Source organism: Streptomyces sp. 63XJN7_1_ISO-PGPR-S23-121, assembly GCF_056173025.1.
Genome location: NZ_CM149653.1, coordinates 3,064,987 through 3,081,107, shown reverse-complemented (window position 1 = coordinate 3,081,107; position 16,121 = coordinate 3,064,987). Strand labels below are relative to the sequence as shown.

General features: G+C 75.1%; 6 protein-coding genes. 4 read left to right on the top strand and 2 right to left on the bottom strand.

Annotated elements, in window-relative coordinates; all coding sequences use genetic code 11:
• Window positions 1-161 precede the first annotated feature (161 nt).
• Window positions 162-3,077, top strand: coding sequence for a helix-turn-helix transcriptional regulator (locus tag AC0VYN_RS13295; protein WP_475536152.1), 2,916 nt, complete (start codon window positions 162-164; stop codon window positions 3,075-3,077).
• 82 nt (window positions 3,078-3,159) lie between these two features.
• Here the strand turns inward: AC0VYN_RS13295 and AC0VYN_RS13290 are convergent, their stop codons facing one another.
• Window positions 3,160-3,366 (bottom strand): hypothetical protein, encoded by a 207-nt coding sequence (locus tag AC0VYN_RS13290; RefSeq protein ID WP_451691815.1) that lies wholly within the window; start codon window positions 3,364-3,366, stop codon window positions 3,160-3,162.
• A gap of 648 nt (window positions 3,367-4,014) precedes the next feature.
• Here AC0VYN_RS13290 and AC0VYN_RS13285 point away from each other — a divergent pair.
• Complete coding sequence (locus AC0VYN_RS13285; protein ID WP_386927232.1) at window positions 4,015-5,010, top strand: LuxR C-terminal-related transcriptional regulator; 996 nt, start codon at window positions 4,015-4,017, stop codon at window positions 5,008-5,010.
• 90 nt (window positions 5,011-5,100) lie between these two features.
• Here the strand turns inward: AC0VYN_RS13285 and AC0VYN_RS13280 are convergent, their stop codons facing one another.
• Complete coding sequence (locus AC0VYN_RS13280; RefSeq protein ID WP_475536151.1) at window positions 5,101-13,941, bottom strand: non-ribosomal peptide synthetase; 8,841 nt, start codon at window positions 13,939-13,941, stop codon at window positions 5,101-5,103.
• A 376-nt stretch (window positions 13,942-14,317) separates the two neighbouring features.
• Here AC0VYN_RS13280 and AC0VYN_RS13275 point away from each other — a divergent pair, with 376 nt between their 5' ends.
• Window positions 14,318-14,788, top strand: a complete 471-nt coding sequence (locus tag AC0VYN_RS13275) for a cobalamin B12-binding domain-containing protein (protein ID WP_475536150.1) — start codon at window positions 14,318-14,320, stop codon at window positions 14,786-14,788.
• A complete protein-coding gene (locus AC0VYN_RS13270; RefSeq protein ID WP_475536149.1) occupies window positions 14,775-16,058 on the top strand; it encodes a methylaspartate mutase in 1,284 nt (427 codons plus the stop codon). The genes AC0VYN_RS13275 and AC0VYN_RS13270 overlap by 14 nt, the downstream gene beginning before the upstream one ends.
• The last annotated feature ends 63 nt before the right edge of the window (window positions 16,059-16,121 follow it).

Genomic DNA, 16,121 nt, shown 5'->3' with positions numbered 1-16,121 from the left:
TCGCCGGCCCGCCCGGCACCCGTCCGCCTCCAGGGCGCCGGAGCGGTTCCGTGGACGTGCGGCGTCGGCCTGTTCCGGTCGGCGCGCCGTGGCGGCGGTGGCACCGGTGCGCCGCTGTGCGACCTGCCGCGGACCGCGATGTCGGATTACTATCTGCGCTCATGCGTTCCCATGCGCCTTCCCTGGTCGGACGGGACTCCCAACTGGCCCTGTTAGAAAGTGCCCTGGCCGACACGCGCCAGGGCCGCGGCGGTGTGGTCTTCCTGGTCGGAGAGGCCGGTGTCGGCAAGTCACGGGTCGCCGCCGAGGCCGTCGGCGGGGCACTGGACGCCGGGATGCGGGTGCTGCGGGGCCGCAGCAGCACCACGGGACCGGCCGTACCGTTCCGGCCGCTCACCGAAGCCCTGATGTCGCTCTTCCGCGGTGGCGAACCCGTGGACGACCTGGCCCTCGGCCCCTACCGGCCGGTCCTGGGGCGGCTGATCCCGGACTGGGACACCGGGGAGCGGGACAGCAGTTCCATGGTGATCCTCGGCGAGGCCGTGCTGCGCCTGCTCATCGCCGCCGGGCGCGGGCAGGGCCAGTTGCTGCTGTTGGAGGACCTGCACGACGCCGACCCGGAGACGCTCGGCGTCCTCGAGTACCTGGTGGACAACCTGGAGTACTCGCCCGTCCTGCTGCTCGCCACGGTCCGGACGGACTTCAGCGACGCCCTCGACCTCGCGCAGTCGGCCCGCCGGCGCGGCGCCGCCACCCTGCTGGAACTGCCGCCGCTGACCCGGCCCCAGACGCAGGAGATGATCGCGGCGCAGCTCGGGACCGACGGTCCGGAGCAGGCGCCGGCGGCGGTGCTGGAGCGGCTGTGGGAGGACAGTTCGGGGAGCCCGTACCTGGTCGAGGAACTGCTCCAGTCGATGATCGGAGCGGGCACCCTGGTGCGGGGGCCGGAGGGCTGGCGGACCGTCGACAACCCGCGCAGCGACGTCTCCTCTTCGCTGGCGCGCGGCATCCTGCGGCGTATCGACCGGCTCGGCACACAGGGGCTGACGCTGCTGTCGGCCGCCGCCGTGCTCGGACGGCGCTTCCCGCTCACGGTCCTGCAGCGCATGACCGGTGTCGACGACCGGGCCCTGCTCAGCCATCTGCACGCCGGGGTGGCCGCGCGGCTGGTGGTTCCCGACGAACCCGCGCCGGACTGGTACTCCTTCCGTCACTCGCCCACCGTGGAGGCCCTGTTCACGCAGATGACCCCGGGGCTGCGCGCGGACCTGGCACGGCGGGGCGCGGAGGCGGTCGAAGAACTGCATCCGGACCTGGCCGGCGACTGGTGCGCGCTCGCGGCCGGGCTGCGCAGCACGGCGGGCGACAAGGTGGAGGCCGGCCTGCTGTTCGCGGACGCGGGCGGCCGGGCGCTGGCGGCCGGAGCGCTCGGTTCCGCCGTCACCCTGCTGAGCCGGTCCGAGAGCCTGCTGGCCGACGCGGGCGATCCGCAGTCGCGGGCCATGGTGCTGGAGAACCTGCTGCCGGCCCTCGCGGAGTCCGGTGACTTCGCCCGCGCCCTCGACCTGGCCGAGGACCTGCACGCGCTGGACGGCTCGGGGCTGAGTCCCGTCCGCCTGGCCACGCTGCACACCCGGCTGGCCAAGGTCGCCCACACGGCGGGCCGGTGGAACGACGGCAACCGGCAGATAGCCCGCGCCCGTGAGGTGCTGGCCGTGGCACCGGACGAGTCGGCCGCCGCGGCCGTCGACGTCACGGCCGCCTACCTGGCCCTCGACACGCCGGGGTCCGACCGCACCCAGCACGCGGAGAAACTGGCCCGGTCCGCCGCCGACACCGCCGAACGGCACGGTCTGCCCGTCGTCGCCTGCCAGGCCCGGGAACTGCTCGCGACGGTGGCCCGCGAGCGCGACCCCGAGGAGTCGGCGGCGATGCTCGGGCAGGCACTGGCCACGGCGGAGCGCCACCGACTGCCGCTGCAGCGCATGTACGCGGCCACCCGGCTCGGCGGCAACGCCTGGCTGGCCGACGGCGACACCGCGGACCTGCTGGCGGTCCGCGAGGAGGCGCTGCGGCTCGGCTCCGTGAACATCGTCCACACCGTGGACGGCATCCTCGTGCTGGACGCGGTGCTGCGCGGCCGTTACGACACCGCCCGGTCGGCCGCCGCCGAGTGCATGGCCGTGGTGCGGAGGCTGCGTATGGCGCCGGTCGTGCGGTACGTCCTGATGGCCCAGGCCGTCCTGGCGGCCCATCACGCCGACCGGGCGTCGATGGAGCGGTCGCTGACGGCCTTCGCGGAGTGGGACGGCGCCGGTTCGCAGGAGGAGGCGCTCGGCTACGGTCTGGCCCGGGCCTTCTGCGCCCTGCTGGAGGAGGACCGCGGCCTCGCCCGGGAGGAGCTGCGGCAGGTGCTGGCGCTGGAGGCGGGCAACCCCTCGACCTACCATCTCGGCGGCACCCACGGCCTGGTCCTGCTGCTGGACGTGCTGGCCGGGGACGCGGACCGGACCCGGCACAAGGAGATCACCACCACCGCCGTCGCCCGGATGCGCTGGAACCGTCAGTTCGTGCTGCTGAGCGAGGCCGTGCTGCTGGGCCGCGAGGGTGCGGGCGAGCGGGCGGCGGCCACGGTGGAGGCCGCGCTGGAGGTGGCCGAGCCGTATCCGCTGGCCCGGCACCTGGGGCTGCGGCTCGTCGCGGACGCGGCGCACCGGGACGGCTGGGGCGATCCGGTGGGCTGGCTGCGGCGGGCGGAGCACTACTTCCACGAGCGCGACGTACAGGCCGTCACGGGCGCCTGCCGGGCCGGGCTGCGCCGACTGGGCGCCTCCGTGCACCAGCACCGCACCGGCACCAGCGGCATCCCCGACCTGCTGCGCGCCCAGGGCGTCACGGTGCGGGAGTTCGAGGTGTTCCGGCTGCTGGCGGAGCGGCTGAGCAACAAGGACATCGCGGACCGGCTGTTCATCTCCCCGCGCACGGCGGAGAAGCACATCGCGAGTCTGGTCACCAAGACGGGGGCGGTGAACCGCGCGGACCTGTGCGCCCGCTCGGCCGCCCTGCGGGACGCCTAGGACCGCCCGGCCGGCCCCGGTGAGCGGGCCGGCCGTCCTCGTTCGGCCGGGGCGGTCCGGTGCCCGGCGACCTGGCGGACGCTCAGTGCGGGGCGGATACCGAGGTGTCGATCGAGGTCAGGGTGATGACGATACCGCTGGTGAGAACCATGCCCGCCAGGACGCGGGCCCGGGCGCAGGCGCGGTTGCGGCCCGCCAGGTTGATGCCGCCCGCGGCGTCCGTCTCGGCGGCCGGACGGGCGGGGAGATCGGCGGGGGCGGAGGAGGCATCGCGGCGGAGCTCGGCCATGATGAGGAACCTCGTGTCTGTGAGGGCGGGTGCGGGACGGTGGGCAAGCGGCTTCGTGAGGAACGCCCGGTGTCTCTCAGCGTGCGGAGACCCGGCGGGCGGGGGCCGGGGGGTTCGTGCCGGCGGGAGTCGCGGGTGCGGCTGATTCGGTCACGAGAACAAGGTCACAGATGTGGCGGGGGCCCGCATGGGGGACTGTCCCCCATATTCTCCGGCGGCCCGTGCCCGGTGCCGTCGGTCGGTGGGGAGGCGGGCGGACGCGGAGCGTGCGGCGCCGGACGCCGCCGGGCCGGGCCGTGCCGCCCGGCCGGTTGAGAAGCGCAGGCCGGCGACGTACGCGCGGCTGACGACCGGTGCCCGGTGCCGCGTGGCCGAGGAGGCGTACGGGGCGGGGGGCCGGCCCTGTGGCACGGGACCCGCGTGCCCGCGCGGGGCCGCCGCCCCTGGTGGTGCCCCGCCCGCCCCACGCCCGGCCCCCCGTGAGGAACTTGGGTGATCGCCCCGCATCCGCCGCCGCGACGGCTCCCGCTCTACTGGTGTCCGGCCGGCGGTCCGCTCCCGTCCCGGGGCAGGTCCCGCCGGTCCGGTCTCGACCCGTTCCCCACAGCCAACAGGTGCCGTACGACAAGACATACAGGAGTGGACGACATGCGGACCTCTCTGGGTATCGACTCCGTTGCGCGGAGCGTGTACATCGCGATGGTCGACCGACCCGGCGCGCAGGTGTCCGAGCTGGCCGAGCATCTGGAGGAGACCGAGGAAACGGTCCGGAGCGGGCTGGAGCGGCTGTCCGCCCTGCTGCTCGTCGTTCCGGGGGACTCCGCGAGCGGCTGGCGTCCGGTCGACCCGGAGGTCGGGCTGGCGGCGATGCTCGCCCGCCAGCAGGACGAACTCGCCCGTCACCGCCTCCAGGTGGAGGGCAGCCGGCTGGAGGTGACGCGGCTGCTGTCGGAACGCGGGCGGCGCGGCCGGGAGAGCGTGCCGGACGTCGAGTGGCTGGCCGGTGCGGACGCCGTGTGGCGGCGCGTCACCTCGCTCGCCGAGAGTTGCGCGAACGAGTGGCTGACCGTCGGGCCGGCCGAGCGGCTGGACGCGGCGGTCCTCGACGCGGGCCGCCCGGTGGACGAGATACTGCGCCGGCGCCGCACTCCGGTACGCGCCATCGTGCTGGAGAGCGTCCGCAACGACCCCGCGACGACGGAGCGCCTGCGCCGGACCGAGGAGTGCGGCGGCACCGTCCGCACCCTGCCGTCGCTGCCGGTGTGGATGTTTCTCTCCGACCGGAGGCACGTCGTGGTGCCGGTCATCGGCGGCCGGGGCGTGGCCGGCGCGATGGCGTGCGGCGTCGAGTCGGTCACGGAAGCCCTCACGACCCTGTTCGCCCGGCTGTGGAAGGAGGCCCTGCCGCTCGCGGAGGCGCGCCCTCGCACCCGCGGCAACCTCTCCCTCCAGGAGCAGCACGTGCTCCGGCTGTGGGCGCAGGGGCTCACGGACGCGGCGGCGGCCCGCCGGATGGACGTCTCCCTTCGCACGGTGCGCCGGCTCTCGGAGAAGCTGACCGACCGGTTCGGTGCCCAGAGCCGGTTCCAGCTCGGCGTCCTCGCGCTCGCCAGTGGTGGCATCCGCGCCGAGGACGTGGCGTGAGGTCCCGCACTCGACATACCCGGAGCGCCCTGCGGGGGCCGGGCCTCGTCACCGAGGTCCGGCCCCCGCTGGGCGTGGTACCGGGTCACGTCACCCGGCGGGCGCGAACTGCGCCGTGATCGCCGCCATCATCAGGTCGGCTATGCACTGGGCGAGTCCCGCCGGGGTCGGGCAGTCGAACACGGCCCGCACCGGAACGTCGACCCGCAGCGCCTTGCGCAACCGGGACGCCACCTGCGTGGCGAGCAGCGAATGCCCGCCCAGCTGGAAGAAGTTGTCGTCCACGCCGACGCGCTCGATGCCCAGCAGTTCCTGCCACACGTCGGTGACGGTCCGCTCGACGGCGTTGCGCGGCGCCGTGTACCGCGTCCCCAGGTCCGGCCGCTGGTGGTCCGGTACCGGCAGGGCCGCCCGGTCCACCTTGCCGTTGGCGGTCAGCGGGATGCGGTCCAGCGTCACGAAGGCCGCCGGAATCATGTAGTCGGGCAGGAACCGCCCCAGGTGGGCGTGGAGTTCCGCGGTGCTCGGCGCGTCCGCGCCGGTGGGCACGAGATACGCCACGAGCCGTTTGTCGCCGGGCGTGTCCTCGCGGACGGCCACACTGACCTCGCCGATGCCCGGGTGGGTCAGCAGGGTGGCCTCGATCTCGCCCAGCTCGATGCGGTTGCCGCGGATCTTCACCTGGTTGTCGATCCGCCGCAGGAACTCCAGCTCGCCGTCCGCCCGCCACCGCACCAGGTCACCGGTGCGGTAGACCCGGGTGCGCACTCCCGCCGCCTCGTACGCGACAAACTTCTCCTCGGTCAGGTCCGGCCTGCCCAGATAGCCGCGGGCCACCGCCTCGCCGCCGACGAGGAGTTCGCCCGGCACCCCGACCGGCAGCGGCCGGCCGTGCTGGTCCACCACGAACGCCAGCACGTTGCCGATGGGCCGGCCGATCGGCGGGACCACGTCGCCCGGTTCGACCACCGTCGAGGTGACGATGATCGTGGTCTCGGTGGGCCCGTAGTTGTTGATCACGCGGAACGGCAGCCGGGCCCGGGGCGGCATCCGCAGCCGGTCGCCTCCGGTCAGCACGTAGTCGAGGGGGCTCTCCGCCGGCCACTCCACCGCGACCAGCGCCTCCAGCATCGGTGTGGACAGGAACGTGGTGTGCACGCGCTGCTCGCACAGCCAGTCCCGCAGCAGGTGCGGGGTGAGCCGGACCGTCTCGGTGGTGACGCAGCACGTCGCGCCGCGGGTCAGGCCCAGCCAGAGCTCCCACGCCGCCGGGTCGAAGCCGATCCCGGCCATCAGCGCGATCCGCTGCCCGGGCTCCAGGCCGTACCGCCCCACCGTCCAGTGCACCAGGTTGATCACACTGCGGTGCTCGACCTGGACGCCCTTGGGATGGCCGGTGGAACCGCTGGTGTAGATCAGGTACGCCAGGTGGTGCGAGGCGGCTGCCGGCCGCGGATCGGTGTCCGGCTCACCGGCCAGCGTCGCGGCGTCGTCGTCGAGCCGCAGCAGCGGTACGTCCGCGGGCAGCCGGCCGGCGTGCGCGGAATCGGTGAGGACGACCGGGGTCGCGGAGTCCCGCACCATGTACGACAGCCGCTCCGACGGGTAGTCCGGGTCCAGCGGCACGTACGCCGCCCCCGCCTTGAGGATGCCGAGCTGGGCCGTCACCAGGTCGATGCCGCGTTCCAGGCACACCGCGACCGGCATGTCCGGCCGCACTCGGTACCGGGCGCGCAGGTGGTGGGCGATCCGGTTGGCGCGCGCGTTCAGCTCGCCGTAGGTCAGCGCGCCCTCGGGGCTCTCGACGGCCACCGTGTCCGGCTGCCGGGCCGCCCGCTCCTCGAACAGGCCGTGCAGGGTGGCGGTGTCCGGGAACGCGGACGCGGCGCCGTTCCACTCGACCACGGTTTGGCGCAGCTCCTCCTCGGTGAGCAGGCAGAGCTGGGACAGCCGTACTTCCGGCTCGCGGGCCACCGTCTCCAGGACGGTGCCCAGGTGGCCGGCCAGCCGGGCGGCCGTGTCCCGCTCGAAGAGGTCCGTCCGGTACTCCAGGGCGCCGCGCAGACCGCCGTCCGCGTCCTCCGACATCATCAGGGTGAGGTCGAACTTGGCGTCCGGCAGCGTCACCGAGAACGGCTCCACGGCCAGCCCCGGCAGGCTCCAGCCGCCGCCGTCGGGCGTGTTCTGGAGTACGAACAGGGTGTCGAACAGGGGGTTGCGGGACGGGTCGCGGTCGGGGGCCAGCTCCTCCACGAGGCGTTCGAAGGGCAGGTCCTGGTGGTCGTAGGCGCCCAGGGCGGTGTCCTTGACCCGGTCGAGGAGTTCGGTGAAGGCGGGGTCGCCGGACAGGTCGGTGCGCATGACCAGCGTGTTGACGAAGAAGCCGATCAGGTCCTCGGTCTCGGCGCGGTTGCGGCCGGCGACGGGACTGCCGACGGTCACGTCGTCCTGGCGGCCGTACTTGGCCAGCAGCACCTGGAAGGCCCCGAGCAGCACCATGTAGAGGCTCGCGGAGCCGCTCCGGGCCGCCTTCCGCAGTCCGGCGGCCACCGCCGCGCTCACCTCGAACGTCACGGTGTCGCCGCCGCCGGTCCGGCCGGCCGGGCGGCGGTGGTCGGCCGGCAGTTCCAGCGGTTCCACACCGGAGAGCCGCTCCCGCCAGTACGCCAGTTGTTCGTCCAGCACCTCACCGGAGAGCCGCCCGCGCTGCCACACGGAGAAGTCCGCGTACTGCACCGGCAGTTCCGTGTCGTCGGCGGGGGTGCCGGTCGTCGCCGCCCGGTAGCCCTCCCGCAGTTCGCGGGCCATGAGCGGCTCCGACCAGCCGTCGCAGGCGATGTGATGCACCGTGAGCAGCAGGTGCGCCTCCTCGTCGGCCAGCCGCACCAGGTGCGCGCGCAGCAGCGGTCCCGTCGCCAGGTCGAACGGGCGGGCGGCTTCCGCGCGGGCGAAGCTCCGTGCCGCCTGCTGCCGTTCCGCGGCGTCGGTGAGGTGCCGCAGGTCGTGGACGGCCGTGCGCACCGGTGCCGGCGGATCGACGACCTGGGCCGGTTCTCCGTCCTCGTCGGCGACGAACCGCGTGCGCAGCACCTCGTGCCGTGCCAGCATCCGGGTCAGGGCCGCGTCGAGCGCCTCGGTGTCCAGCGCGCCGCTGACACGCAGAGCGAAGGGCACGGCGTACTCGGCGCGTCCGGGCTCCAGTTGGTCGAGGAACCACAGTCGCCGCTGGGCGAAGCTCAGCGGCAGCGGCCCGCCGGTGCGGTCGCGCGGCACGATCCGCTCCGCGCCGGCCGTGCCGCCCGTCCCCAGGGCCTCCACGGCCGCGGCCAGCCCGGCGACGGTGGGCGCCGCGAACAGGTCCCGCACCGGCACCTCGACGCCGAGCGCGTCCCGCAGCCGTGAGGTCACCTGGGTGGCGAGCAGGGAGTGGCCACCGAGCTCGAAGAAGTTGTCGTCCACGCCGGTGACCTCCGTGCCCAGCACCTGTGACCAGGCCGCCGCGACGGCACGCTCGGCCGGGGTGCGCGGGGCGGGGCCGCCGGCCTCGGACGCGCGGGGCTCCGGCGCGGGCAGCGCCCGCCGGTCCACCTTGCCGTTCGGGGTGAGCGGCAGCCGCTCCAGGGCCACGAACACGGACGGCACCATGGAGGCGGGCAGTTCACGGCGCAGCCGGTCCCGCAGGGTCTCGCCGCGGACCGCGGCGTCCCGCGCCGGGACGACGTAGGCGACCAGCCGCCTGTCGCCGGGGGTGTCCTCGCGGACGACGACGGTGGCCGCGGTGACGTCGGGGCCGGCCAGCAGGACCGCCTCGATCTCCCCGGGCTCGATGCGGTGCCCGCGCAGCTTCACCTGGTCGTCCAGCCGGCCCAGGAACTCCAGTTGTCCGTCGGCCAGCCAGCGCACCCGGTCACCGGTGCGGTAGACGCGGCGCGGGGCGCCGTCGACGTGGACGGTCACGAACCGCTCCGCCGTCCGGCCGGGCTGCCCCCGGTATCCGCGCGCGAGTCCGGTCCCGCCCACGAGGAGTTCGCCGGGCACTCCGGTCGGCGCCGGCCGTCCGTGCCGGTCGACGACGTACACGATGGTGCCGGGCACCGGTCGGCCGATCGGTGGCACGGCCGTGCCGGGGACGACCTCGGCGGAGGTCGTGACCACCGTCGACTCGGTCGGCCCGTAGTTGTTGACGACGCGGAAGGGCAGGCGCCACCCGGCCGGGAGGCGCAGGGCGTCGCCCCCGGTCAGCACGTACTCCAGGGAGGTCGGCTCCGACCAGTCGAGGGCCGCCAGCGCCTCCAGCACCGGCGTCGACACGAAGGTGCCCGTGATCCGCCGCTCGGTCAGCCAGCGCTGGAGCAGCGCCGGCGTCAGCCGCACCGTGTCGTCGGGTACGCACACGGTGGCGCCGGTCGCCAGCGCGGGCCACAGTTCCCAGGCCGCCGCGTCGAACCCGACCCCCGCGAGCAGCGCGACACGCCGTCCGGGGTCCGCGCCGAAGGTGCCGGCCGTCCAGCGGACCAGGCCGGCCAGGCTGCGGTGCTCGATCTCGACGCCCTTGGGCCGGCCGGTGGAGCCGCTGGTGTAGATGACGTACGCCAGGTCGCCGGGGCCCGCGGCGGGGTCCGGGTCGTGCGCCGGCAGGTCCGCGAGGGACGGCCAGTCGCGGTCGGTGAGGAACCGGCCGGGCTCCTCGGGCAGCCGTGCGGCCCCGGCGGCGTCGGTGACGACGAGCGCGGCCCGCGCGTCCGCGACCATGAAGGCGAGCCGGCCGGCCGGGTGCTCGGGGTCCAGCGGCACGTAGGCGGCGCCGGACTTGAGGACCGCGAGCAGTGCGGTGATCTGCTCGGGGCCGCGTTCCAGGCACACGGCGACCGCGCTTCCGGGGCCGGCGCCGCGTGAGCGCAGGTGCCGGGCGAGCCGGTTGGCCCGCGCGTTCAGCTCCCGGTAGGTCAGCTCGCCGTCGGCCGAGAGCACCGCCGTGCTGTCCGGTCGCCGGGCGGCGCACTCCTCGACGAGCCGGTGCACCGTCGTCCCGGCGCCGGTGTCGGCCGCGGTGTCCGCGGCGGCCCGTGCTCCGCTCCAGTCGGCCAGCACACGGCGCCGCTCGGCGCCGGCCAGGACCTCCAGTTCCGAGAGCGGGCGCTGCGGGCCGGTGACGGCGGCGCGCAGCAACGTGGTGAAGTGTCCGGCCAGCCGCTCGGCCGTGTCCGGTGCGAACAGGTCGAGGGCGAACACGAGATCGCCGTCGAGCGAGCCGTCGGGCCGTTCGGTGAGGAACAGGGTCAGGTCGAACTTGGCCTCCTCCGCACGGACCGCGACCGGCTCCACCACCGTGCCGGGCAGTCGCCACGCGTGGCCGTCCGGGGTGTTCTGGAGCACGAACATCGTCTGGAACAGGGGGTTGCGGGACAGGTCGCGGTCGGGGGCCAGCTCCTCCACGAGGCGCTCGAAGGGCAGCTCCTGGTGGTCGTAGGCGCCCAGGGCGGTGTCCTTGACGCGGGCCAGCAGCTCGGTGAAGGCCGGGTCGCCGGACAGGTCGGTGCGCATGACGAGGGTGTTGACGAAGAAGCCGATCAGGTCCTCGGTCTCGGCGCGGTTGCGGCCGGCGACCGGGGTGCCGACCGCGATGTCGTCCTGGCCGCTGTACTTGGCCATGAGCAGCTGGAACACCGCCAGCAGGGACATGAACAGGGTCGTCCCCTGACCCGCCGCCAGCCGCCGGGCCGCGCCGGCCACGTCGGCGGGCACCGAGAAGGAGACCGTGCCGCCCCGGCCCGACCGCTCGGCCGGCCGCCGGTGGTCGCTCGGCAGCTCCAGTGGGCGCACTCCGTCGAGGCGCTCGCGCCAGTAGGCGGACTGCTCGTCCAGCGCCGGGCCGTCCAGCGTCTCGCGCTGCCAGCTCGCGAAGTCCGCGTACTGGAGGCCGAGGGGGGTGAGACCGGCCGGCCGGCCGGCCACTGCCGCGCCGTACAGCTCGCCCAGTTCCCGGGCCAGGATGCCCTCCGACCAGCCGTCGGAGACGATGTGGTGCACGGCGAGGAGGAGCCGCCACTCCGCGTCGGCCACCCGTACCGCCACCGCGCGCAGCAGTGGCCCCGCGGCCAGGTCGAACGGCCGTTCCGCCGCCTCGTGCAGGATCTCCCGCGCGGCGCCGGCTCCGAGGTGCCGGGCGTCGTGGACGTCCACGGGCACCTCCCGCACGGCGTCGACGACCTGGAACGGGCGTCCCGTGGTGTCCGCGACGAACCGGGTCCGCAGGATCTCGTGCCGCGCAGTCAGCGCGGTCAGCGCGGTGCCGAACGCGTCCGGCGCGAAGTCCCCCTCCACCCGCAGTCCCACCGGGATCGTGTACTCGGCCCGGTCCGGTGCCAACTGGTCGAGGAACCAGAGGCGTTGCTGTGCGAAGGACAGCGGCAGGGGGCCCGAGCGGTCCGCCCGCGGGATCGCGGCGGAAGTGGTGCCCGGCACGAGCGTGTCCACGGCCGCGGCCAGCAGTGCCGGCGTCGGCGCGTCGAACAGCGTCCGGTGCGGCACGTCCACCCCGAGGTCCCGGCGCAGCCGGGAGGTGACCTGGGCGGCCAGCAGGGAGTGCCCGCCCAGTTCGAGGAAGTCGTCGTCGGCGCCGACGGCGTCGACGCCCAGCACCTCGGCCCAGATGCCGGCGACCGCCCGCTCCGTGGGCGTGCGCGGCGCGGTGAACGCGGCGGAGACGTCCGGGCGGTTGCTCTCGGGTGCGGGCAGGGCCCGCCGGTCCACCTTGCCGTTCGGGGTGAGCGGCAGCCGTTCCAGTACGACGTACCGGACGGGCACCATGTGCGCGGGCAGCTCTCGCGCCAGCGCCGCGCGCAGTTCCGCCACGTCCGCGGCCGCGCCGCCGGCCGGCACCAGGTAGGCCACCAGCCGCTTGTCGCCGGGGACGTCCTCGCGGACCACCACCGTGGCGGCGGCGACGCCGGGCCGGGACAGCAGGGCGTTCTCGATCTCCCCGAGTTCCACCCGGTGCCCGCGCAGCTTGACCTGGTCGTCCATCCGGCCCAGGTAGACCAGGCGCCCGTCCGGCAGCCACTTCACCAGGTCGCCGGTGCGGTACACGCGGGCCCCGGGGTCGGCCGAGAAGGGGTGCGGCACGAACCGCCGTTCCGTCAGTTCGGGTCGCCCCAGGTAGCCGAGGGCCACGTTGACGCCGCCGATCAGCAGCTCGCCGGGCACGCCGACCGGCTGGACCTGACCGTGCGCCCCGACCACGTAGACCTCGGTGTTGTCGATGGCCCGGCCCATCGGCACGTGGTCCGCCGTCGGTTCGACCGACACGGTCCGGCTGACCACGTTGCCGACGGTCGCCTCGGTCGGCCCGTACTCGTTGACGATCGCCGTGTCCCCGCTGCCCGCGGTCAGCACCCGGTGCGCCAGCGCCGGTGTCAGGTCCTCGCCGCCGGCGACCACCGTGGCGATGCCGTGCCGGACGCCGTCCTGTTCCAGGCGGGCGGTCAGCAGCTCCAGGTGCGAGGGCGTCGCCTTCAGGAAGCTGACCGGGACGCCGGACGCGACGATGTCCACGGCGGCGTCGAACACGGTGCGGCCCGGCTCCGGTTGCGGCACCACCAGGCACAGCCCCTGCACCAGCGGCAGGAACAGCGCGGTCACCGTCAGGTCGAACGCCGCCGAGGAGCACAGCAGCGAACCGATGCGCGCGCCGGGCGCCGGCGGGTAGTTCCGGTCGCACCAGTGCAGGTAGTTGACGACGCCCCGGTGCCCGACCCGCACACCTTTGGGGCGGCCCGTGGAACCGGAGGTGTAGATGACGTACGCCACGTCGTCCGGGCCGGCGGGGACGGGCGGGGCGGCGCCGGGGCCCGACGGCCACTCCCGGTCGGCGAGCAGCAGGACGGTGCCGGGCGCGAACAGGCCCTCGTGCGCGGACTGCGTCACGACCACCGGGGCGGCGCTGTCCTCGACCAGGTACCGCAGTCGCTCGGCCGGGTAGGCCGGGTCCAGCGGCACGTATGCGGCACCCGACTTGAGCACGCCGAGCAGCGCGCACACCAGGTCCGGGCCGTGGTCCAGGCACACGGCGACCAGCGCGCCGGGGCCGACGCCCCGCTCCCCCAGGTACCGCGCCAGCCCTTCGGCCCGCTCGTCCAGCTCCCGGTAGGTCAGCCGGCTTTCGCCGTACTCCAGAGCCACCGCGTCGGGCCGGCGGGCGGCCCGCTCCTCCACCAGCCGGTGCACGGTGGCGGTGTCCGGGAACGCGGACCTCGGCCCGTTCCACTCGGTCAGGATCCGGTGCCGCTCGGGCTCCGTCAGCATCTCCAGCGCGCTGAGCGGCTGGCCGGGCGTGCCGGCGGCGGAGCGCGCGAGTGTCGCCAGGTGCCCGGCCATCCGCTCCGCCGTGGCCCGCTCGAACAGGTCGGTGCGGTAGCCGAGGACGCCGCGCAGGCCGCCGCCGTCCGCGACGACCTCCAGGGTGATGTGGGCCTCCGGCGGGAACACGGCGGCCTCCCGGGCGGCCGTGCGCCACGCGAACCACGCCACCGCGTCCGCCGGCGGCGCGAGGGGCGCCGCCGTGCGGCCTGCGGCGTCCGCCATGCGTCGCGCGACCTGGGTAACGGCCTCGGTGAACACCGGGTCGCCGTCGGGGCCCCGCACCACGATCGCGGTGTCCTGGCCGTCCACCGGCACCGCCACCGGGACGTCGCCCCGGCCGGCGTACCGCCCGAGCAGCGTGTGGAACACCGTCAGCACGACCGCGGGGAGCTCCACGCCGCCGGCGCGCGCCGACGCGGCCAGCGCGTCCGTGGTCCGGGCGGGCACGTCGAACAGGACCCGGCCGGCGGGGCCGGGGCCGTCGTCCGACGGCCGCCGGTCCGACGGCAGTTCCAGCGGTTCCGGGCCCGCCGACTCGTGCCTCCACTCCCCCAGCTGGTGATCAGCCACCGTTCACTCCCCATCGTCAGGACATCGTCAGCGGTACAAGCGGTTCACGGGCGGCACGTCGCAGGACGGGCGGTGCGGGGTGGGGCGGGGGCGACCCGGCCGGGCCGGGAGCCGCGCCGCCGGCAGGACCACGGCCCCGGCAGGACGTCCGCGACATGCACGCTAGGCGGCGCGGGCGGGCGCCCCCAGTGGGCACAAGTGACGCCCCGCGGGGTGGGCACAACTGCCCAGTGCCGCCCGCGATCACCGCTGGCCACCATGGACGGCGTCACTCGTGGACAACAGCCCGGACGCCCGACTGGGGGCGCCTTCACGGGCACCCGGCCCGATCGCAGCGGTCGCGGCCCCATCATGGTGTCGAGAGGAAAAGCCGGTCGTGTACCCGCATCACCAGCCCCCGCACAGCCCGCGCCAGGCGGTGCTGACCACCATCGCCTCGGACTCACACACCTGGAACCTGCTCTTCCTGCAACTGCTGCTCGAGGAGCAGGGCTGGGAGGTCACCAATCTCGGCGCGTGCGTCCCGGTCGGCGTCCTGGTCGAGGAGGCCACGGCCCGCACGCCCGACCTCATCGTCGTCAGCACGGTCAACGGACACGGCGCCGAAGAGGCCCCGGGTCTGGCCCGGGCGGTGCGCGCCGTGCCGGCGCTGGCCGAGGTGCCGCTCGTCGTCGGAGGCAAGCTGGACACCTCCGGCGATCCCGCCCAGGACGTCCACGCGGCGCTCACCGACGCCGGCTTCGACGCCGTCCTGACCGGCGCGAACGCCGTCCCCGGGCTGCTCGCCCTGCTGGACGGCCTGCCCGGGCACCGGCACGGAAGGTCGCACGCCGATGCCGTCCGCTGAGCCCGGCCCGGCCGCCGGCGCCTTCCACCGTTTCATGGCGGACGCCGCACGCACCGGCGGCCTCGTCGTGCAGCCCCGCATGGGCTTCGCCGACCCCGCCCGGATGCGCGCGGGCCTGATCGCCACCCGCGCCGCCGACGCCACCACCGTCGGCACCCTCACCCTGGACAGTTTCACCCGCGTCGGTGACTACGCCGCCGCGGCGCGCGCCGCCGCCCAGGGCCACCCTCTCAACGGTTATCCGCTGGTCAGCATGGACCGGGAGACCACCGCCGGTCTGCTCCGCGGCGTCCACGGCCCCGGCTTCCCCGTGCAGGTGCGGCACGGCTCGGCGCGGCCGGGGCCGATCGTCGACGCCCTCGTCGCCGCCGGGCTCGACGCCACCGAGGGCGGGCCCGTCTCCTACTGCCTGCCCTACGGCCGTACCCCGCTGGCCACCTCGGTCCGTGCGTGGGCCGAGGCGTGCCGCAGCCTCGCGGCCCTGCGCGAGAGCGGCGCAGAACCGCATCTGGAGACCTTCGGCGGGTGCATGCTGGGCCAGCTCTGCCCGCCGTCCCTGCTCGTCGCCCTCTCCGTGCTGGAGGCGATGTTCTTCCGCCGGCACGGCCTGCGCAGCGTCTCCCTCAGCTACGCCCAGCAGATCGACCCGGAGCAGGACGAGGAGGCCGTCCACGCGCTGCGCGCCCTGGCCGCCGACCACCTCCCGGACACGTCCTGGCACGTGGTCGTCTACGCGTACATGGGCGTCTACCCGGAGACCCGGGCGGGTGCGCTGCGGCTGGTCGCGGACGCCGCCCGGCTCGCCGTGCGCACCGGGGCCGCCCGGCTCATCGTCAAGACGCCGGCGGAGTCGGCCCGCATCCCCTCCGTCGAGGAGAACGTCACCGCGCTGGAGACCGCGGCCGCCGCCGCCCGGACCGCGCGGCCGGCCCCTCCGCCGCCGTCCACCGGCGTCGAGGCGGAGGCCCGCGCCCTCGTCGAGGCCGTCCTCCACCTGCACGACGACCTCGGCCAGGCCCTGGTCCGCGCCTTCGCGCACGGCTACCTCGACGTTCCCTTCTGCCTGCACCCCGACAACGCGGGGCGCGCCCGCAGCTTCATCTCCGACCGCGGCCGGCTGGAGTGGTCCCGCACCGGATCGCTCCCGCTCGGCCGGTCCACCGCGGCACCGCCGTCCCGGCGGCTGACCTCGTCCGGTCTGCTGCACGCGCTCCACCACGTCAAGAACCGCTACGACGACCCCGCCGCCCTCCTCGGCAGGGCGAGCTGACCCGAGCGGCCCCGACCCGGGGCCCCTCCCCCCGCCGGCTGCCCCTACCCGGTAACGACAGGA